Genomic DNA, 19,633 nt, shown 5'->3' with positions numbered 1-19,633 from the left:
AAAATCTTGTCATCCTTTCACCGCCCCTGCGGTCAAACCGCTGACGATTTGGCGTTGGAAGATCATGACAAGGAAGAAAAGGGGCGCGGTGATCGACACCGCAGCAGCCACGGCGACCACCTGATCGGTAGTCGTTGTTTCGCGGTTGAACATGCCGACAATGGCCGGGACCATGGTCTGGTTCTGCGCATCCAACAGCAACGAGGTTACCAGCAGGTCGTTATAAGCCAGAAGAAAACTGAACAGCCCGGTGGTGATGACGCCCGGCCACATCACCGGCATGATCACACGCCGGAAGGCCTGAAAGTGGTTGCAGCCGTCAACCCGCGCAGCCTCGTCCAGCTCGGCCGGGATGTTCTGAAAGAATGACCGTAGCATCCAGATCGTGAACGGCTGGTTGATCGCCACAAGCACCGCGATCACCGCAAAAGGTTTGCCATAAAGCGTCGGGGCGTTCTCACCCAAAATCGGGCTTAGCCATTCGGCCGAGTTGATGAAGACAGGCAGATAGCCCGCCACCAGCACCGAATGCGGCAAGGCCCGGAAAATCAGCGCGATGATCAGGATCCAGAATGCCAGTGTCGAGCCAGACCGCGCCAGCCCATACCCCGCCAAAGTTCCAACGGTCAGCGAAACGGTTACAACTCCGGCGGTTACCAACAGTGAGTTCTTGAAGTTGTTGGAAAATCCCCGGTCGATCCAGACGGTCTTGTAGTGTTCGGTCGTCACGCCCAGCACGTCGCGACCCAGCGGGCCAAACAGCGGGTTCAGGACATTCAAAACCGCAGGCAGAATGACGAAGAACACCAGCAGAAATCCAATTACGGAAACCAGAACGCCGATGACCCATCCAAACCACTGTTGTCCGGGCTTGGTGTAGGACGCCACCATAGACGGCAGGGTTCTGGTCACCACGATCACCGTGGCCCAGATCACCGCGATGCCCAGAAGGATATCCAGCAGGGACAGCCCGTTGCCAGTCGCCAGTGTCACCGGTCCGAAGATCACGTTCAGCGCGTTGCTGTCATAGGCATCAACCGGCGACTTGAAGCTCATGATCACGATCCAGAGGATCGGAAAAGCCGCGACAAGGCACCAGAACGCCAGGAAGATGTTGGATGTCAGCCGCAGGCTGAGCGGTTGGCGAAGCGCACGTGAGGACATGTCAGTGACCTCCTTTGTGATCACGCCAGGTCCGGCGCAGCGGGAAGATAAGCAGGATGACGATGCCGATCATGGTCAGCATGGCACTGGCCGAGGCGCGGCTGATCGACCGGTTTCCGGCTTGATCGGGCACCAGGAAGTCAAAGGTCAGCCACTGCAGCGAGATGACGTAGCCTTGGCTCGAGAACCCAACGACCTCTTCGAAGGTGCGGAAGGCATCCATCAGATGGATCATCGACACAAAGATGATCAGCGGCATCAGGTGCGGAATGACGATGTATTTCATCCGCTGCCACCGGGTCGCGCCATCGATGACGGCGCTTTCCAGACTGTCCTGATTGACAGTCTGCAAACCGGCATAGAACACGATGGCGGCAAAGGGTGCGACGTGCCAGACGCGGTACAGCATCATCAGAATCTCAATTGTCCAGGCCTGGGCAAACAGGGCGATGTCGCGCTGCAGCCACCATTCCATCATCGAAATCAGGATGCCGTCCCCCTTGAACAGCCAATTGATCGACAAAACCCCGATCAGCGGCGTGATGATGAACGGAAGCAACGAGACAAAGATGACCGGGCCCTTGATCGACCGGGCAGCATTATTGATCAGAACCGCGATTCCCAGACCGCACCCGACAACAAGCGGCAATGTGATCAGCGTGAAGGTCACGGTGAACCGCAGCGCCTTCCAGAAGTTGATCGTGGACAGAACGTTCCATTCCCCGTTGGTGATCGCGCGCCACGCGCGCTCGGGTTCCAGCACATTGCGATAGCTTTGCAGGCCGACATATTCGGTGCGCGTGATCACCTCGCCATGTTCATCCAGCTTGGGCTGCGATTTCTCTTCGGTGACGCAGGTCTGAGTGATGAAGCCGGGGGTGCAGGTTTCGACCTCGACCGTCTCGTAGACGGGTTGGGTGATGTAAAAGCTTTGCTTGAACACGCTGACCAGTGGAAACGCGATAAAGAGAAGCATCATAAAGACAGAGGGGCCAACAAAGGCGGCAAATGTCCGGAAATTCATGGCTCTGCCTTTCTCATGGTTCTCGGGTGGAAAAAGAGGGAGGGCATGCGCCCTCCCCAGAGAGGATCAGTTGCTGATCAGACCGGCCTCTTTCGCGGCGGTGATGTAATCCGCCTCGATATCGGCCAGCGTGGTCTGGGCGTCTTTTGCGCCGGTCAGATAATCAGCCAGACCATTGCCCAGCGCCGTGTGCATGATGCCCATCGGACCGGACGCAGGATAGGCTTTCGCACCACCTTCTGCCGAGGCCGCAGCGCCCGCAGCCAGCGCACCCGGTGTGTACGCGGTGCTCAGCCAGACGGCGGTGTCATTGTTGGCGCCAACCATCTCGGCATCGATGCCTTCCATCACCAGACGGAAAGCCGCGTCGGCTTCTTCATCGCTCATGTTCGAGGCCAGAACGATACCGTCCCACCAGACAGTCGTGGCCGGAACCGACGACCCCATAGGGGCCGAGGCCATGGTGACTTTGCCGACAACCTGGCTTTCAGCCTCATCATTCATGGCAGCGGCCCGGCTGGCCCAAAGGTTGGCCATGGCGATCTTGCCTTGTTGGAATTGCTGCTGGACATAGGTGGAATCCGAGACCAGATATTCCGGGTCCATGTAATCCGTCATCGCTTTCAGCGTTTCCAACGCAGCTACGCCTTGCGCGTTGTTGATTGCGGGCATGTTGCCGTCGCCAAAGAACGCGCCACCTTCGCCAAGATACATGTTGACGAATTCCTGACCGAGGTTCCAACCGGTCTTGAAGGTGCCCCCGATCGGATAATCCATGACACCGGCTTCTTTGATCTTGGCCGCGGCGTCGATCACGTCGCCGTATGTCTTTGGCTCTTCAATGCCCAGATCGGCCAGAACATCATCGCGATACATCAGGTGCTGCGCATTGACCATGAAGGCAATCGCCATTGTCTTGCCGTCGACTTTGATCAGCTGGTTCGGAAGCAGGTTCTGGCCATATTTTTCGACCAGATCATCCAGCGGGCGGATTGAACCTGCGTTCAGCAAGGGGACGAGGGTCGCGTTGGAAACGCCACCAATCTGATAGAGCGACGGGTTGGCCGCAAAGGCTTCGGGCTGTTTCTCGCGGAATTCCTGATCCAGCGAGGCGCTGAAATTGCCGCATTCGGCCATCGCGTCGGTCACCGCTTTCCAGGCTTCAAACCCGGCGGAAAGAGATTTCAACGGTACTTCGTTTTCGTATGAACAGGCCGCCGATGCACCGCTTGCCGCGATGGCCATGGCCCCTGCCAAAAGGATCGTCTTGAGTTTCATGCGTTTCTCCCTGTCAGGATGGGTCCGTCGTCGACGTCCGGACCGCTGTTATGCCCATACGGGCTGTTGTGGGGGTTACTCCCCAATCCGCGCACCGCTTCCAGCTTCGAAGAGGTGGCAGATATCTGTTGGCACCGAGAATGAGACATCATCCCCGATCTCGGCGCGGAAAGACTTGTCGGCCTTGACCGACACCAAGGCACCGCCGACCCGGACCGAGATCATGGTCGCGTCGCCCAGCAGCTCCAGCGTGTAGATCGGCGCGGTGATTTGGCCTTGACCGTCGGCAAGGCTTGCATCCTCGGCCCGGAACCCAAGCGTCATGGGGCCATCGGGCGCAGAGACCGGAATTTCGACATGCTCGGCGCGGAACACGCCACCCGATACCTCACCGTCCATCAGGTTCATCGCAGGCGAGCCGATAAAGCTGGCCACAAAGGTATTCGCCGGTCGGTCGTAAATTTCGGTCGGGCTGCCGACCTGCTGGACCACGCCTTGTTTCATCACCACTACGCGGTCGGCCAGTGTCATGGCCTCGATCTGGTCGTGGGTCACGTAAATCGTGGTCACGGCCAATTCATGGCTGAGGTTCTTGATCTGCGCCCGGGTCGAAACGCGCAGCTTGGCGTCAAGGTTCGACAGTGGCTCATCCATCAGGAACACGTTGGGTTCCCGCACGATTGCACGGGCCAGCGCGACACGCTGGCGCTGACCGCCGGAAAGCTCTGCAGGTTTGCGGTGTAAAAATTCGTCCAGCTCGACCATCGCACTGGCGCGGCGCACTTTCTCGTCATGGGACGCAGGGTCGATGCCGCGCACCTTCAGCGGAAAGCGGATGTTTTCGTAGACGTTCATGTTGGGGTACAGCGCGTAGCTTTGGAACACCATCGCCACGTCGCGGTCCTTGGGTTCAAGGTCGTTGACGACCTTGCCATCGATCAGGATGTTGCCTTCGGACACGTCCTCAAGCCCGGCGATCATCCGCATCGTCGTGGTCTTGCCGCAGCCCGAGGGGCCCAGCAAAACCAGAAACTCGCGATCTGCAATCGTCAGGTCAAAGTTGTGGACCCCAATGAAAGAGCCCCAGCGCTTGCCGACGTTGCGCAATTGAATTTCCGCCATGGTGCCCCCTGAAAGGATTCGTTTGCATACGTTTGCAAAACTGTAATTCGCATATATCAAATCAGGCAAGACTTTTTTGCATACGTATGCAAAACTGACGCCAACCCGCGACTCAACCTTGGGGAATGAAGTGCTCATTCCTTTGAAAACAAAGAAAATACAGTGACCTTTCAAAACGAAAAGAATCTGATCCTGACGTTCCAAACCGCTCTGGAACGCGCCTCACAGGAACAACTGCACGATGTGATGGCCCGGTTTTGTACGCCGGATTCGCTCTGGCGTGGGTTCCATCCTTTTGACGAAATCGACGACCCGACCGAGGTTGCAGTTCATTTCTGGCAGCCGCTCAAACGCAGCCTGACACGACTGCAAATCCGCAATGATATCTTTTTCGCCGGTCGGAATTCACTGCGCGACGATCATGCGGTCTGGGTGGCATCGATGGGACATTTGGTGGGTCTGTTCGATTCCCCGTGGTTGGGTATCAAGCCGACCCATAAAATGGCGTTTCTGCGCTATTGCGCGTTTTACAAGATCGAGAACGGGCAGATCGTTGAGACTGCGATGTATTTCGACATTCCGCATCTGATGGCGCAGGCCGGGCAAAGCCCGTTCCACAAACAGACCGCGGTACATCTGGTGCAACCTGGCCCTTTGACCCATGACGGGTTGCTGCTGGAAGATCAGCCCGCAGCCGAAGGGGTCAAAACTCTGGCGGCCATCAACGCGATGATCGCGGACCTTGGGCAGTGGAACAACGGGCTGTCGCTTGAGGATGAACTGGCCCGAACCTGGCATGACGACATGATCTGGTGGGGCCCCGAGGGTATCGGCGCGACCTACACGATCGAACGTTATGCCAAACAGCATTCCGGCCCATTCCGGGCGGCGTTTTCCGATAGAACCAAGACCACTCATATCTGCCGCATGGCCGAAGGCCACTATGGTGGATTCTTCGGGTGGCCCAACTTTATAGCAACTTTGACCGGTGATTTCATGGGCATGCCCGCGACCGGCAAGACCGGCGAGTTTCGTGTGATCGATATCTATCGGCGCGCTGGCGACAAGTTGGCCGAAAACTGGATTTTCATCGACCTTCTGCATTTCTGGAAGCAGCAGGGTATCGACTTTCTGGCGCAGGCAACCGAGGGGGCTTCGACATGAAGATCGACGCGCATCATCACCTGTGGGACCTCAGCGCCGTGCATTACCCGTGGCTGATGGAAAAAGGAGTCGCGCGGTTTTTTGGAGACCCGACGCCCATTCAGCGCAACTACCTGCTGCCCGAGTTTCGCAAGGACGCGGCAGGGTTTGACGCCTCGGTCCACATTCAGGTTGGCGCGGATGATCCTCTGGCCGAGGCAGAATGGGTGCAGTCCGTTGCGGACCATAATCCGGATTGGCCTTTGGTTCAGGTCGCGTTCTGCGACCTCACTGCGCGCGATTTGGATGAACACCTGGACAGGTTGCAAACCCTGCCATCCCTGCGTGGGGTCCGACAAATCGTCGGGCGGTCGCCGGGTGAGGATGCGGCGACCGGAACAAATGACTTGCTGCGAAGTCCTGCATTCTTGGACGGGCTAAAACGGTTGGCGGATCGCGATCTGTCATTCGATTTGCAGTTGCTGCCAGAATTGATGGAGCAAACGGCGGAAATTCTGGCCCAAACCCCCGACACCCGCATCGCGCTGTGTCACGCGGGATCGCCCCATGACCGCTCGCTGGAGGGGATCGACCAATGGTCGCAAGCAATGCAGAACCTGGCCGGTCAGCCTCAGGTGTTTTGCAAACTGTCGGGGCTTGGGATGTTCGACCACGGCTGGACCGTGGACAGCCTCCGCCCGATTGCAACCACCGTTCTGGAACAGTTCGGACCGGATCGCTGCATGTTCGGGTCGAATTTTCCGGTCGATAGCCTGTCGTCAAGCTATTCGGACATCGTTTCGATGTATGAACAGATCGTCCCCAAGGCAGCGCAGCCCCAAGTCTTTGGAGGCACTGCGCGTCGGTTCTACCGGTTCTAGCTAGTCAGTTCAGGTCAGCGCGACAACACGACCCTCGGTCAACGACTGTGCGGCAGCATCTGCCAGCATTTGCGCCCGAAGCCCGTCAACGATCCCGGGGGTCATGGGTTTGCCCTCTGTCACAGCTGCGATGAAATGGGACATCTCCGCCCGGTATGCGGCCTCATATCGTTCCAGAAAGAAGTGCTTTGTCGGGGCTCTGCGGAACCCATCCCCAGTCGCAACTTCGACAGAGTTTTCCAACACGTTTTCCGCCCGCAGTAGGCCCTTTTCCCCATGCACCTCGATCCGCTGGTCGTAACCATAGCTGGCACGGCGCGAGTTTGAGATCTGACAGATCTTGCCGCTGGCCGTCGTCAGGGTGACCGCCGCTGTATCGACATCTCCGGCCTGACCAATCGCGGGATCGACCAGAGAAGAACCGACGGCGTAGACCGTTACAGGTTCCTCACCCAGCAGGAAACGCGCCATGTCCAGATCGTGGATCATCATATCGCGAAACAGGCCGCCAGAACTTTCGATATAGCTGATCGGTGGTGGCGACGGATCGCGGGACAATATGGTGACAATCTCGACCGCGCCGATTTCTCCCGCTGCGATGCGGGAATGAATATTGGCAAAGCTCGGGTCAAACCGGCGGTTGAAGGCGGTCATGAAAAGGACGCCCGCCGCCTCGACCACTTTGATGCAGTCGCGGATGCGGTCGGCGGACATGTCCACCGGTTTTTCGCAGAAGATCGCCTTTCCTGCGCGGGCCGCCTGATGGATCAGGTCGTAATGAGTGTCGGTTGGGGTTCCGATAACCACGGCATCGACATCGGCGCTTTCAATCAGTTCCTCGGCGGGCAGAATTGCAGCACCGGTCTTGTCTGCCAGCATTCCGGCGGGTTCCGCAAAAGCATCCGCCACGGCGCGGACACGCGCGCCTTCGATCTGAGTGATTGATCGGGCATGCACCTGTCCGATCCGCCCGCAGCCCAGCAATCCGATATTCAGCATGTCATGCCCCTTTGAAGGCCCGAAGAACGCGGCGGGTCGCTTCGACCACCGGTTCATGTGTGTCTTTCAGAATAAGAACGCGGTCGAACCGATCCGGGTCGGCATTCACTGCCGCGCGCAGGGCGTCGCCGAAGGCCATTCGCAGCTCGGTTCCGATGTTGAACTTGCAGATTTTCGAGCCCCGCGCCAGCGCCGTGCGCTGCGCCACCGGCACGCCCGATCCGCCATGGATCACCAAGGGCACCTCGGTGACGGCCTCGATGGCACGGATGCGGGCCTCGTCCAGACCGCCCTCCTTGTTCTGCTGCAGATGGACATTTCCGACCGAGATCGCCATTGCATCCACGCCCGTCTCGCGGGCAAATTGCGCCGCTTCATCCGGGTCGGTGCCATCCGAGCCTTCGCCGCCGGAATAGCCAACAAAGCCAATCTCTCCCTCGCAGGAAACCCCGGCAGAATGGGCAATTTCGACGATCGCAGCGGTCTCAGAGATGTTCTGGGCCAGAGTTTTGCGCGAACCGTCAAACATGACCGACGTAAAGCCGCTGTCGATGGCAATACGGCAGTCTTCATGGCTGTAGCCGTGATCCAGATGGGCCACGACAGGCACGCTGGCCCCTTCGGCCAAATGACGGAACATCTTGCCCAGAATTGGCAGCGGCGTGTGCTCGCGACAGGACGGACCGGCTTGCAGGATGATCGGTACGTTTTCGGCCTCGGCTGCGGCCACATAGGCGCGCATGTCTTCCCAGCCCAACGTCACCAGTCCGGTCACGGCGTAGCCGTCACGCAGCGCGGGTTGCAGCACGTCCGATAATGCCACAAGGCTCATTTGAACTTGGCCACCATGTCCATGATGCCGGGGATCGTGTGCAGCTGATCCGCATGGGTCGGCTGGAAATACTGTTTCAGCGAGCGTTGGCTGAGGCCACCGAGGATGGTGAAATAATACATCTCATACCCCGGTAGAACCGCACAGGGGTGATAGCCCTTGTCAAGCAGGATCGTTGAGCCGTCCATGATGTGGTACGCATCGCCTGGCTTGTTATCCTCACGCTGCAGCATCTGAACGCCCGAGCCATGGTTGGGCCGGAAGCGGAAATTGTAAGTCTCATCATGGCGGGTTTCGATCATTTCGCCATCGTCGCCTTTGCGGTCGGTGTCATGCTTGTGGCTGGGAAAGCCGGACCAGCCGCCCTGACCGACGGTATAAAGCTCGGACACCAGCAAGCGACCCACCTTGTCGTGATGGTTTGCACCCAGAATGTGTTTGATCTTGCGGTGGGTCTTGGTGTCGTCCGAGCCATATTGCACCAGATCCAGCTCGGGCACGCGGACGTCAAAAGGTTCAAGCACGCGGTCGAACTTTGCGCCAGCGATGAAGGTTTCGGTTTCATCCGTCATGCAGGTGATACGCACCTTGGCGCCGACAGGCACATAGACGCCCTCGGGCTCGCCATCCCAGACGTCGATGGTGCGGTTGCCGAGGTTGGTGAACGCAACGCCGTCCACGTCGACATCCACGGTACCGGTGGCGGGCACGATACAGGTCTCATAGCCCGGAACGGCATATTCGAACACCTCGCCCTTTTTCAGTTTGACGATGTTGAAATAGTTCAACGGCACCAGATCGTGATCGGCATCGACGATGGGTTTGTTCTGGTTGTCATGGGGCGCGATATGCATCTGCGTCTCCTTTCAGGTATCCGTGGGGCCCGGGTGTCGGGCCAGAAATTCGTCCAATTCGGGCGTGGTCGGCATGGCCCCGGCACAACCGGGTTTCGACACGACTATCGACGCGCAGGCCGAGCCGCGCAGCACCGCGTCGCGCAAGCCGTGCCCGGCGGCGATCGAGGCGAGAAGACCGGCCAGAAAACTGTCGCCCGCACCGTTGGGCTTCACGGCGGTGGCCGGGTAGATGCCGGTCCGGACCTCTTGCCCGTCTGCCAGCGTGATGGCCCCCTCGTGGCCCATCTTGTAGATCACCATTTTGCCGTTGGCCGCCAGTTCGCGTGCCTTATCCAGGCCCTTTTCGATGCCGCCCGCCATGAATCCGAATTCTTCGTCATTGCCGACAATCAGATCGCTTTCGTTGCCTGCGCGGGTCAGAACCTCCGAGGCGACGTCTGGCGATGGCCAGCTATAGGGGCGGTAATCAATGTCGAAGATCACCGGCAGGCCTGCGGCCCGTGCGTTTTCGAACGCGTGGAACGTGGCCGATCGGGAAGGCTCGGCCGCAAACACCGTGCCTGCCGTAATCAGGGCCGAGAACGCGGTGTAATCGACCGCGTCCATATCCGCTTCGGTCACCTGAAAATCAGCCGCCCCGTTGCGATAGATGACGTTCTGGAAATCCTCGATACAGCTTTCATAAACGGCCAGCGAGGTGCGCGCCTCGCCGCCCACGGCGCGGATGAAACGGGTATCCACACCGTAATCCTGCAACCGGTTCACGCAAAACCGCCCCACCGCATCGTCCGAGACCGAGGTGATCAGCGCAGCTTGGGACCCCAGCTTGACCAGCCCCGCACAGATATTGGCGCTTGATCCACCGAGATCGGCACGAAACACCTTTGCGTCTTCGCTTTTGGCCCCGACCGGGTCGGCGAACATGTCCATCCCGGCCCGGCCAAACACGGCAAAGCGATTGCCTTTAATGCCTTCGATCAGAGTCACTTGCGCCCCTCGGTATTGCCTGCCCGCGCGGTGTCCAGCACCTCGGGGTAGGGATAGTTCAGACCCAGCAATTGCCGCATGTCAGGGCTGGCCTGATCAATGAAATCCTGAGGCAGGGCGGCGGGCATATCCTCCATCGGCTTGACCCATTTGGGCAGGTACTGGATCAGAATCGCGCTGCGGTCGTGATCTGCCTTGTTCGGCATCGCGCAATGCCATGTCACGCCGTAAAACAGAGCCACATCGCCGGGTTCACCGGTCATCTGCTCGCACTTGTCGTAGAACTTGTCTTCGGGTGTGGGATACCGCAGCTCTTTCTGCGATCCGGGCACATACCCAGTCGCGCCGCTTTCCTTGGTGAACGGGTCCAGCAGGACCGAGACCTGTGCGTTCATCGGAAACGAGCCATTCAGACCAACAGGATGCGTTTCGGGGCTGTGAAAATCCCAGTAGGGATAATCCACATGCGGTTCCTGCCCCGGCCCGCCGGGCAGGATGCGATTGGCTGCGATCGAACCCATGATGAATTCGGTGCCCAGAAACTTTCGCAGGATCTTCATCAACACCGGATGCGCTGCCATGCGCGAGAACACATCGCCCTTGGCCAACAGGTTCCACACCCGGCGTTGCAGGTTCAGCTTACCGTCTTCTTCTGCAGCGCCCTGAAAATGAGTCACTTTTTCGGCGACGGTCTCGGATTCGGCCATGATGATGGCGCGTGCCTCGGCGACCTCCTCGGGTGTGAACAGGCCCGATATCGCAACCGCGCCACCGCCGTTCAGCAACTCATCGACGATGATGTCAGGATCGGCTGTTTCTGCTGTGAACCGTCTCATCACACCCCCTTACGCTGCTTTTCACGCGTGGATTCCCATTCGACATGCGCATCGCGGACCTTCTCATCCGCAGAAGTGTGGGGGGTTCCGACCTCCCACCAGGCGTGGCCTTCGGTTGTCCAACCCTCATAGGCGTCCACGTTCATGACGATCACATAGGTCTTGTCGCTGGCCTTGGCGCGTTTGAAAGCCTCGGCCAGTTCTGCCGGGTTCGCGACCTTTTCGCTGGTCGCCCCCATCGAGGCCGCATGGGCCGCGAAATCGACGCCAAAAGTTTCGGGGATGGTGGGGCAATCCTCCAGCAGGTTGTTGAAGCTTTCATTGCCCGTGTTGTTCTGCAGCTTGTTGATGACGGCAAAGCCGCCATTGTCCAGCACCAGAACGATCATCTTCTTGCGGCTCAGAACCGAGGAATAGATGTCTGAATTCAGCATCAGGTAAGACCCGTCACCGCAGAAGGTGATCGTGTCCTTGTCGGGCTCACGTTCAGATTGGGCAATGCGCGCGCCCCATGCGCCTGCGATCTCATAGCCCATACAGGAAAAGCCGAACTCGACATCGACCGTGCCGATATCCAATGTGCGCCAATTGGCGGTGACTTCTGCGGGCAGACCCCCGGCAGCGGCCACCACGCGGTCGCGCGTGTCGCACAGTTCGTTCACAACGCCGATGGCCTGAGCGTAGGAGTTCGGGCGGTTTCCGTATGCGACATTCTCGGCCACATAGGTATCCCACTTTTGCCGCTCGTCTTGCGCCAGCGAAACCCAATCTTGCGGTGCCGAATAGTCAACAGCCTTTGTCAAAGCCTGAATCGACAACTTGGCATCGCCAACAACCGGGAGCGACATATGTTTGCCCGCATCATGCCGCGCGGCATTGATCGAGATGAACTGAGCATCCTTGGCAAAAGCCGTCCACGAGCCGGTTGTGAAATCCTGCAGGCGGGTTCCGACGGCGACGATCACATCGGCCTGCTCCGCAATCGCGTTGGCACTGTCCGATCCGGTCACGCCTACGGGGCCGATATTCAGCGGATGGCTCGCCAGCATATTGGCGCGGCCTGCGATGGTTTCGACGACCGGAATCTGGTGTTTTTCGGCGAACGCAGTCAATTCAGCCACGGCATGCGAGTACTGCACGCCGCCACCTGCGATGATCATCGGGCGTTTGGCACCGGCCAGAGTGGCTGCCGCATCGGCAACCTCATCCGCATCGGGCGCTTGGCGACGAATGCGATGCACCTTCTTCTCAAAGAATTTCACCGGATAGTCATAGGTCCAGCCCTGAACATCCTGCGGCAGCCCCAGGAAGGCAGGCCCGCAATCGCCCGGGTCCAGCATCGTCGCAATGGCAGCGGGCAGGGACTGAATGACCTGCGCCGGGTGGGTGATGCGGTCCCAGTACCGGCTGACCGGCTTGAATGCGTCGTTCAGGCCGAAGGTCGGATCGTTGAAATTCTCCATCTGCTGCAGGACCGGATCGGGCAGACGGGTGATGAATGTATCTCCGCACAACATCAGCATCGGCAGGCGATTGGCATGGGCCAGTCCGGCGGCTGTCAGCAGATTCGCAGTACCGGGCCCCGCGCTGGCGGTGCAAAACATGAATCGCTGACGCAGCCATTGTTTGGCATAGCCCGCAGCGGCGAATCCCATGCTCTGTTCATTCTGTCCGCGATAGAGCGGCAGCTCATCTCGCACCGCATTCAACGCCTCGCCCAGACAGGTCACATTGCCATGGCCGAATATCCCGAAACCCCCGCCACATAACCGATATTCCCGTCCGTCGATCTGGATTAACTGGTTCGACAGCCAGCGAATGATCGCCTGCGCCGTTGTCAGGTAAACAGTGTCGTGTTGCGCGGACATGTCTGCGGGCTCCTTTAGGAAAATTGCGGTGCAGTGCCGAATGCAGCTTGCGAGAGTCCTATTCTCACGATACAAGTTTTGCAACCGGTTGCAAATGGTTTTCAAGAAAAAGCGAGGGAGGGCGTCGGAATGGCAGAGATCGGCATTGGCATTCTGGGCGGCGGATATATGGGCAAGGCCCATGCGGTTGCCATGTCCTCGGTCGGGGCCGTGTTCAACACGGACCTGCGCCCCCGGTTGGAGATGGTGTGCGCGTCCTCGCCCGAAAGCGCCGAGCGCTATCGTCAGGCCTACGGATTCGCCCGTGCGACCGACGATTGGCAGGTGCTGGTGAAGGATCCCGAGGTCGAAGCCATTGTGATCGCGACCCCTCAGGAAACGCACCGCCAGATCGCATTGGCGGCAATTGCGCTGGGCAAGCCGGTTCTGTGCGAGAAACCTCTGGGCGCGTCGATGGAAGATGGCGCTGCGATGGTGCAGGCAGCCGAGGCCTCGGGCGCGGCCAACATGGTCGGCTTCAATTATATCCGCACGCCCGCCAGCCAATACGCCCGCCAATTGATTGCAGACGGAGAGATCGGTGAGGTCACATGGTTCCGGGGCGAGCACACCGAGGATTTCTATGCCGACCCGCAGGCCCCTGCCACATGGCGCACCTCGGGAATGTCCAACGGGACGATGGGCGATCTTGCCCCGCATATGATCAATGCCGCGCTGGCATTGATCGGACCGATCAACCGCGTGATGGCTGAGGTCGAGACCGTGCACAAAACCCGCCCGGGCGGTGAGGTCGACAATGACGATCAAGCCCAGATGATGGTACGCTTTGCCAATGGAGCGATGGGGTCGATGTATTTCAGCCGCATCGCGACCGGGCGCAAGATGGGCTACGCCTATGAGATCAACGGCACCAAGGGTGCGGTCCGCTTTGATCAGGAGGATCAGAATGCCCTGTGGCTCTATCGCATGGACGGTCCCGAGGCTGAACGTGGCTTCCGCAAAATCCTGACCGGCCCGGCGCACCCGGATTATGAGCCATTCTGTCAGGGCCCCGGCCATGGCACGGGCTATCAGGATCAGATCATCATCGAGGCGCGTGATTTCCTGCATGCGATCGAGACAGGCAAGCCGGTCTGGCCGACCTTCCGCGACGGGCATGAGGTCAACCGGATCGTCGCTGCGGCGCTGGCGTCGTCGGCGGATGAAAGCTGGAAAAACATCGAAGATTTCTGAGCATCGGAGATAAGACAAGATGAGCATCAGAATTGGCAATGCGCCCTGTTCGTGGGGCGTGGAATTTGCGCAGGACCCGCGCAACCCGCATTGGAAAACCGTTCTCAGCGACTGCGCTGCGGCCGGGTTTAAGGGGATCGAACTGGGCCCGGTGGGGTTCATGCCTGAAGACCCTGCGATCCTGGCCGACGCGCTGGCCGAGCATGATCTGGAGTTGATCGGCGGCGTTGTGTTCCGCAACTATCACGACCCCGACGCTTGGGAGGACGTGCTGGACGCCACCCACCGCACTGCCCGCGCACTGAAGGCGCATGGGGCGCAGCATCTGGTGTTGATCGATGCGATCTCACCCCGTCGCGCGCCCACCGCTGGCCGTGCGGATGAGGCCGAGCAAATGGACCAATCCGAATGGGCGGCGTATCGCGACCGAATTGCCGAAAGCGCACGCATCGGGTCCGAAGAATACGGGCTGACAGTGGGTATGCACGCCCACGCGGCGGGCTTCATGGACTTTGAGCCCGAGTTGGAACGGCTGCTGGATGAGGTGGATGAAAGCCTGTTGAAAATCTGCTTCGACACAGGTCATCATTCCTATGCGGGCTTTGATCCGGTTGGCTTTATGCAGCGTTATGTCGGCCGGATCTCATATATGCACTTCAAGGATATCTCGCCGACCGTAAAGGCGGATGTGATCGCCAATCGGACAGGTTTTTACGATGCCTGCGGGCAGGGAATTTTCTGCAATCTGGGTGAGGGTGACGTGGACTTTCCGACCGTCCGTCACGTGCTGCTGGACGCAGGTTTCACCGGATGGTGCACGGTTGAACAGGACTGTGACCCGACACTCGATCCCGATCCGGTGGGCGACGCCCGGAAGAACCGGGAATACCTTGAATCCATTGGTTTCAGCTAAGGAGGCCCGGACCATGACCAAACTGAAATGGGGCATGATCGGTGGTGGCGAAGGCAGCCAGATTGGACCGGCGCACCGCTTGGGTGCGCTGGCGGACGGGCATTTCGAACTCAGTGCCGGAGCATTGGATCATCGGCCCGATATCGGGCGAGAATATGCGCAACGGTTGGGCATCGCGGCAGACCGCGCCTATAGCGACTGGACCGAGATGCTGGAAGGTGAGCGCGGGCGCGACGACCGCATTGATCTGGTCACTGTGGCCACGCCCAATGCGACACATTTCGAGATCACCAAAGCCTTCCTTGAGGCCGGGTTCAATGTGCTGTGCGAAAAGCCCATGACCATGACCGTGGAAGAGGGCGAAGAGATCGTCAAAGTGGCCGAGAAATCCGGTAAGATTTGCGCGGTCAACTACTGCTATTCCGCCTATCCCATGGTGCGGCAAGCCCGCGCGATGGTCCGCGCAGGTGAGATCGGCAAGGTGCGTCTGGTCGTCACCAATTTCAGCCATGGCCATCACGGCGACGCCACCGACGCCGACAATCCGCGCGTCCGTTGGCGCTATGATCCGGCGATGGCGGGCGTGTCCGGCCAGTTCGCCGATTGCGGTATCCACGCCATGCACATGGCCGGGTTTATTGCGGATGACGAGGTCGAGATTCTGTCCGCCGATTTCGCCTCAACCATCGGCAGCCGCGAGTTGGAAGATGACGCTATGGTCAACTTCCGAACGGCTAAAGGCGCAGTTGGCCGCCTATGGACGTCCTCGGTGGCCATCGGTCGCCAACATGGGTTTGACATTCAGGTGTTCGGAGAAACCGGCGGCCTGCGCTGGGCGTCCGAGCAGCCGAACCAGTTGATCTATACGCCCGTCGGTGGACGCTTGCAGATCATTGAAAAAGGCGAAGGCGGGTTGTACGAGGACGCGCAGCGCCTCAGTCGCGTGGCGATTGCGCATCCAGAAGGGTTCCCCCTGGCGGTTGCGAATATCTATTGCGACCTGGCGGATGCGATTGCCGGAGAGGTCCGCGACGGGCTGCCCAACGCGGCAGACGGGGTGCGATCCATGGCAGCCGTTTACACTGCTGTGGAGTCTGCAAAACAGGGCAGCGCTTGGATGGACGCGCGTCCGCCGATGTTCCGCTAACCGGAAGCGGCGGGGCGTAATGTGCCCCGCTCAACCACCGAACACGGAAAAATTCGCGCCTCGGGGTAGCGGTCGGGTTCCTGCAAGGTCGCCACCATCAACTCAATGGAAGAGCTGACGATCTGTCGGATCGGCTGGTGAATGGTGGTGAGGTCAATGTTCTCCCACCGGGACATTTCCATGTCATTCAGGCCGATCAAGCCGATATCCTCGGGTACCTTCAGGCCGCTGTCTTTGACCGCCGACAAAGCACCAATCGACAAAACGTCGTCGCCACAGAAATATGCCTGCGCGGGTTTTGATTTCAGCAGGCGCAACATCTCTCGGCGGCCCGCGTCAAAGGAATAGGCGTCTGCAAAGGAATAGGTCGTGCGGATTTTTGGATGTTTGGACATCTCGGACATGAATCCGGAATAACGGTCCTGGGTCGAGGTCGCCGCCTCGGGCCCACCCAGAAACGCGACATCTGAGTAGCCACGGCGCATCAGTTCCTGCGCCGCCATCCGCCCGCATTCCGTATTGTCGATCCCGACGACATGCACCTGAGGTGATGACGAGTACCGCCCGAAACTATGTACAACGGGAACACCTGCATCCCGAAACGCTTTTGCAAAACCGGGGGGGAGGGTCGAAGAGGCTACGACCACGCCATCCACCGAATACTGGCGCAACATCCGAACCGAATTGGCCGGGTCGATTTCATCCGTCAGGTTGACCAGCAGCGGACGCAGCCCACGATCCTGCAACCCTCGCGTAAACAGGTCGAACACTTCCAGAAAGATCGGGTTGTGAAAGTTGTTCGACACCAGCCCGATCAGCTTGGTACGCCCGGTGGTCAAAGATGAGGCGAGCGCATTCGGACTGTAGCCAAGCTCGTGTGCGGCCTTTTCCACCTTGCGGCGCATCTTGTCGGATACCGAGGCCCCGTCGGTAAAGGTGCGCGATACAGCCGAGCGGGAAACGCCAGCGCGTTCTGCAACCTCTTTCAACGTCACGGCCATGCCTTCAATCACCCCTTGCTTCGTCTGGCGGTCCTTTTATCCGCATTCCCCGGCAAGTGCAGTATGAAACGAAATCAATTCGTTTTGCAACCGGTTGCAAAAAATCACGGGATATGTTCTAACTTGAGTCGGAGAGGTGGGGAGGACCATCTCATTCCGAAAAAAATGAGTTTTGGGAGGACATCATGACTTCACTGACGAAGAAGCTGGCGCTGGCGGCGGTGGTGGCTGCGACGCCGCTGATCGCAGCCACCGGCGCTGCGGCGGAAGGTGAGAAATACATTCTGGTCAGCCATGCTCCGGACAGCGACAGCTGGTGGAACACGATCAAGAACGGCATCGCCTTGGCGGGCGAGCATATGGGCGTTGAAGTCGAATACCGCAACCCGCCGACCGGCGACCTGGCCGACATGGCGCGGATCATCGATCAGGCGGCGGCCTCGGGTCCGAATGGGATCATCACCACGCTGGCTGATTATGACGTGCTGAGCGGCCCGATCAAATCGGCAGTGGATTCTGGTGTGGATGTCATCATCATGAACACCGGTACTCCGGATCAGGCGCGTGAAGTCGGCGCGCTGATGTATGTCGGTCAGCCGGAATATGATGCGGGCTATGCAGCCGGTTTGCGCGCCAAGGGCGACGGCATCGGGTCCTTCCTGTGTGTGAACCACTATATCGTGCAGCCCTCCAGCCAGGAACGCTGCCAGGGATTTGCCGACGGGCTGGGTATTGAGCTGGGCGATCAGATGATCGACGCAGGTCAGGACCCGGGCGAGGTTAAAAACCGCGTGCTGGCCTATCTGTCGGCGAACCCGAACACCGAAGCTGTTCTGACGCTGGGCCCGACATCGGCTGACCCGACCATTCTGGCGTTGGAAGAAAACGGCATGGCCGGCGACATCTATTTCGGCACTTTTGATCTGGGTGGCGAAATCGTCAAAGCGATCAAGTCCGGTGTGATTCAGTGGGGCATCGACCAGCAGCCCTTCTTGCAGGCCTACCTGCCGGTTGTGGTCATGGCCAACTATCACCGCTATGGCGTTTTGCCCGGCAACAACATCAACTCGGGCCCCGGATTCGTAACCGCCGACGGCCTGAGCAAAATCGAAGAATTTGCAGGCGAATACCGCTAATTCTCAAAAAGCGGGCGCTCAAACAATTGGGCGCCCGCCAACTGTTTTCTGACCAAAAATCACTGCATCTACCGGAGGAGCGCTCTCATGGGCGAGTCTGCTCAGAACACGACTCTACACGACGAACGGATCAAAGAGATCTCGCCGCTGCGCAAAGCGCTGATCCGGCCAGAACTTGGCGGCATCGTCGGCACCGTCGCCGTCTTCACCTTTTTCCTGCTGTTTGCATTCGACAGCGGCATGTTCAACGCTCAAGGGGTAATGAACTGGTCGATTGTGTCGGCACAGTTTATGATCATTGCGGTCGGGGCCTGCCTTCTGATGATCGCTGGTGAATTCGACTTGTCGGTCGGGTCGATGATCGGCTTTTCCGGGATGATGATCGCCATATTCTCGGTCACGCTGGCTTGGCCGGTTTGGATGGCCATTGTTGTCACCTTCGCGATGGCGGTCGCGATCGGAGCGTTGAACGGCTGGATCGTGGTCCGGACCGGGCTGCCCAGCTTTATCGTGACGTTGGCCTTCCTGTTCATCCTGCGCGGTTTTACCATTTTCCTGCCGCAGGTGATTGAACGCAAAACGATCATCGGTGGCGTCAAGGACGCGGCTGAGGGCGACTGGCTGGCCCCGGTTTTTGGCGGCAAGATCCTTCAGGGTCTTTTCCAATGGCTTGGCGACGCCGGTATCATCGCGGTGTTCGAACGCGGCACCCGCGCCGGGCAGCCGGTCGTGGACGGAGTGCCAATGCTGATTGTCTGGGCGATTGTGTTGATCATCTTTGGCCATGTCCTGCTGACCAGAACCAAATTCGGAAACTGGATTTTCGCGTCAGGCGGCGATGCCGAAGCGGCGCGCAACTCGGGCGTGCCAGTGAACCGCGTGAAAATCCTGATGTTCATGTTCACCGCCTTCTGCGCGACAATCTTTGCGGTCTGTCAGGTGATGGAGTTCGGCTCGGCCGGTGCGGATCGCGGTCTGCTCAAGGAGTTCGAGGCGATCATCGCGGTCGTCATCGGTGGCGCACTTCTGACCGGCGGCTATGGCTCGGTTCTGGGCGCGGCGCTGGGCGCGTTGATCTTTGGCGTGGTGCAACAGGGCTTGTTCTTCGCGGGCGTCGAAAGCTCGCTGTTCCGGGTCTTCCTGGGCGTGATCCTGTTGGGGGCTGTGATCCTTAACACTTACATCCGCCGCATCATCACAGGGGAGCGTTGA

Annotated in this window: 18 protein-coding genes; 7 read left to right on the top strand and 11 right to left on the bottom strand. The window is 59.1% G+C overall.

Annotation, left to right across the window (positions count from 1 at the left end; genetic code table 11):
* Nucleotides 1–9: 9 nt before the first annotated feature.
* The 4 genes from ACR0CR_RS15190 to ACR0CR_RS15175 form a co-directional block, all read right to left on the bottom strand.
* Complete coding sequence (locus ACR0CR_RS15190; RefSeq protein ID WP_480600530.1) at nt 10–1,164, bottom strand: carbohydrate ABC transporter permease; 1,155 nt, start codon at nt 1,162–1,164, stop codon at nt 10–12.
* Nucleotide 1,165: 1 nt separating this feature from the next.
* Nucleotides 1,166–2,188, bottom strand: a complete 1,023-nt coding sequence (locus ACR0CR_RS15185; protein ID WP_480600527.1) for a carbohydrate ABC transporter permease — start codon at nt 2,186–2,188, stop codon at nt 1,166–1,168.
* A 66-nt stretch (nt 2,189–2,254) separates the two neighbouring features.
* The gene (locus ACR0CR_RS15180) at nt 2,255–3,466 is read right to left on the bottom strand and encodes an ABC transporter substrate-binding protein (RefSeq protein ID WP_480600525.1); all 1,212 of its coding nucleotides are present in this window, start codon (nt 3,464–3,466) and stop codon (nt 2,255–2,257) included.
* Between the two features lie 75 nt (nt 3,467–3,541).
* The gene (locus ACR0CR_RS15175) at nt 3,542–4,588 is read right to left on the bottom strand and encodes an ABC transporter ATP-binding protein (RefSeq protein WP_480600524.1); all 1,047 of its coding nucleotides are present in this window, start codon (nt 4,586–4,588) and stop codon (nt 3,542–3,544) included.
* A gap of 162 nt (nt 4,589–4,750) precedes the next feature.
* Here ACR0CR_RS15175 and ACR0CR_RS15170 point away from each other — a divergent pair, with 162 nt between their 5' ends.
* Nucleotides 4,751–5,752 (top strand): nuclear transport factor 2 family protein, encoded by a 1,002-nt coding sequence (locus ACR0CR_RS15170; RefSeq protein WP_480600522.1) that lies wholly within the window; start codon nt 4,751–4,753, stop codon nt 5,750–5,752.
* Nucleotides 5,749–6,612, top strand: a complete 864-nt coding sequence (locus tag ACR0CR_RS15165) for an amidohydrolase family protein (protein WP_480600519.1) — start codon at nt 5,749–5,751, stop codon at nt 6,610–6,612. Before ACR0CR_RS15170 ends, ACR0CR_RS15165 begins: the two co-directional genes overlap by 4 nt.
* Before the next feature lie 9 nt (nt 6,613–6,621).
* Here the strand turns inward: ACR0CR_RS15165 and iolG are convergent, their stop codons facing one another.
* From iolG to iolD, 6 genes are read right to left on the bottom strand one after another with little or no spacing between them, the layout of a single operon-like run.
* Nucleotides 6,622–7,611: an inositol 2-dehydrogenase gene (gene iolG / locus ACR0CR_RS15160; protein WP_480600517.1), complete on the bottom strand. Its 990-nt coding sequence runs from the start codon at nt 7,609–7,611 to the stop codon at nt 6,622–6,624.
* Nucleotide 7,612: 1 nt separating this feature from the next.
* Nucleotides 7,613–8,443, bottom strand: a complete 831-nt coding sequence (locus ACR0CR_RS15155; protein ID WP_480600514.1) for a class II fructose-bisphosphate aldolase — start codon at nt 8,441–8,443, stop codon at nt 7,613–7,615.
* A complete protein-coding gene (locus ACR0CR_RS15150) occupies nt 8,440–9,297 on the bottom strand; it encodes a 5-deoxy-glucuronate isomerase (protein ID WP_480600511.1) in 858 nt (285 codons plus the stop codon). The genes ACR0CR_RS15155 and ACR0CR_RS15150 overlap by 4 nt, the downstream gene beginning before the upstream one ends.
* Before the next feature lie 12 nt (nt 9,298–9,309).
* Entirely contained in the window at nt 9,310–10,287 is a 978-nt protein-coding gene (gene iolC / locus ACR0CR_RS15145; RefSeq protein WP_480600510.1) for a 5-dehydro-2-deoxygluconokinase, read from the bottom strand.
* The gene (locus tag ACR0CR_RS15140; protein ID WP_480600507.1) at nt 10,284–11,123 is read right to left on the bottom strand and encodes a phytanoyl-CoA dioxygenase family protein; all 840 of its coding nucleotides are present in this window, start codon (nt 11,121–11,123) and stop codon (nt 10,284–10,286) included. Before ACR0CR_RS15140 ends, iolC begins: the two co-directional genes overlap by 4 nt.
* Nucleotides 11,123–12,991: a 3D-(3,5/4)-trihydroxycyclohexane-1,2-dione acylhydrolase (decyclizing) gene (iolD, locus tag ACR0CR_RS15135; protein WP_480600505.1), complete on the bottom strand. Its 1,869-nt coding sequence runs from the start codon at nt 12,989–12,991 to the stop codon at nt 11,123–11,125. The genes ACR0CR_RS15140 and iolD overlap by 1 nt, the downstream gene beginning before the upstream one ends.
* 129 nt (nt 12,992–13,120) lie before the next feature.
* Between iolD and ACR0CR_RS15130 the strand changes: the two genes are divergently transcribed.
* From ACR0CR_RS15130 to ACR0CR_RS15120, 3 genes are read left to right on the top strand one after another with little or no spacing between them, the layout of a single operon-like run.
* On the top strand, nt 13,121–14,224 hold the full coding sequence (locus tag ACR0CR_RS15130) for a Gfo/Idh/MocA family protein (protein WP_480600502.1): 1,104 nt from the start codon (nt 13,121–13,123) through the stop codon (nt 14,222–14,224).
* 19 nt (nt 14,225–14,243) lie between these two features.
* On the top strand, nt 14,244–15,137 hold the full coding sequence (locus tag ACR0CR_RS15125) for a TIM barrel protein (RefSeq protein WP_480600499.1): 894 nt from the start codon (nt 14,244–14,246) through the stop codon (nt 15,135–15,137).
* Nucleotides 15,138–15,150: 13 nt separating this feature from the next.
* A complete protein-coding gene (locus ACR0CR_RS15120; RefSeq protein ID WP_480600496.1) occupies nt 15,151–16,284 on the top strand; it encodes a Gfo/Idh/MocA family protein in 1,134 nt (377 codons plus the stop codon).
* Here ACR0CR_RS15120 and ACR0CR_RS15115 read toward each other — a convergent pair.
* The gene (locus tag ACR0CR_RS15115) at nt 16,281–17,285 is read right to left on the bottom strand and encodes a LacI family DNA-binding transcriptional regulator (RefSeq protein WP_480600494.1); all 1,005 of its coding nucleotides are present in this window, start codon (nt 17,283–17,285) and stop codon (nt 16,281–16,283) included. The two genes, ACR0CR_RS15120 and ACR0CR_RS15115, sit on opposite strands and share 4 nt — an antisense overlap.
* 185 nt (nt 17,286–17,470) lie before the next feature.
* On the opposite strand from ACR0CR_RS15115, the gene ACR0CR_RS15110 reads away from it, so the two are divergent.
* Nucleotides 17,471–18,421 carry a sugar ABC transporter substrate-binding protein gene (locus ACR0CR_RS15110; RefSeq protein ID WP_480600490.1) on the top strand — a complete coding sequence of 317 codons (951 nt, stop codon included), beginning with the start codon at nt 17,471–17,473 and terminating at the stop codon, nt 18,419–18,421.
* 87 nt (nt 18,422–18,508) lie between these two features.
* Nucleotides 18,509–19,633, top strand: coding sequence for an ABC transporter permease (locus tag ACR0CR_RS15105; RefSeq protein ID WP_480600488.1), 1,125 nt, complete (start codon nt 18,509–18,511; stop codon nt 19,631–19,633).

The organism is Ruegeria sp. AM2 (genome assembly GCF_056540685.1).
This window is presented reverse-complemented; position numbering and strand designations above follow the sequence as displayed.

Coding starts and splice junctions, on each gene's coding strand:
- ACR0CR_RS15120 (WP_480600496.1), top strand. CDS start 15,151: ATGACCAAACTGAAATGGGGCATGATCGGTGGTGGCGAAGGCAGCCAG.
- iolD (WP_480600505.1), bottom strand. CDS start 12,991: ATGTCCGCGCAACACGACACTGTTTACCTGACAACGGCGCAGGCGATC.
- ACR0CR_RS15175 (WP_480600524.1), bottom strand. CDS start 4,588: ATGGCGGAAATTCAATTGCGCAACGTCGGCAAGCGCTGGGGCTCTTTC.
- ACR0CR_RS15165 (WP_480600519.1), top strand. CDS start 5,749: ATGAAGATCGACGCGCATCATCACCTGTGGGACCTCAGCGCCGTGCAT.
- ACR0CR_RS15190 (WP_480600530.1), bottom strand. CDS start 1,164: ATGTCCTCACGTGCGCTTCGCCAACCGCTCAGCCTGCGGCTGACATCC.
- ACR0CR_RS15180 (WP_480600525.1), bottom strand. CDS start 3,466: ATGAAACTCAAGACGATCCTTTTGGCAGGGGCCATGGCCATCGCGGCA.
- ACR0CR_RS15140 (WP_480600507.1), bottom strand. CDS start 11,123: ATGAGACGGTTCACAGCAGAAACAGCCGATCCTGACATCATCGTCGAT.
- ACR0CR_RS15115 (WP_480600494.1), bottom strand. CDS start 17,285: ATGGCCGTGACGTTGAAAGAGGTTGCAGAACGCGCTGGCGTTTCCCGC.
- ACR0CR_RS15150 (WP_480600511.1), bottom strand. CDS start 9,297: ATGCATATCGCGCCCCATGACAACCAGAACAAACCCATCGTCGATGCC.
- ACR0CR_RS15125 (WP_480600499.1), top strand. CDS start 14,244: ATGAGCATCAGAATTGGCAATGCGCCCTGTTCGTGGGGCGTGGAATTT.
- ACR0CR_RS15110 (WP_480600490.1), top strand. CDS start 17,471: ATGACTTCACTGACGAAGAAGCTGGCGCTGGCGGCGGTGGTGGCTGCG.
- ACR0CR_RS15185 (WP_480600527.1), bottom strand. CDS start 2,188: ATGAATTTCCGGACATTTGCCGCCTTTGTTGGCCCCTCTGTCTTTATG.
- ACR0CR_RS15105 (WP_480600488.1), top strand. CDS start 18,509: ATGGGCGAGTCTGCTCAGAACACGACTCTACACGACGAACGGATCAAA.
- ACR0CR_RS15155 (WP_480600514.1), bottom strand. CDS start 8,443: ATGAGCCTTGTGGCATTATCGGACGTGCTGCAACCCGCGCTGCGTGAC.
- ACR0CR_RS15130 (WP_480600502.1), top strand. CDS start 13,121: ATGGCAGAGATCGGCATTGGCATTCTGGGCGGCGGATATATGGGCAAG.
- iolG (WP_480600517.1), bottom strand. CDS start 7,611: ATGCTGAATATCGGATTGCTGGGCTGCGGGCGGATCGGACAGGTGCAT.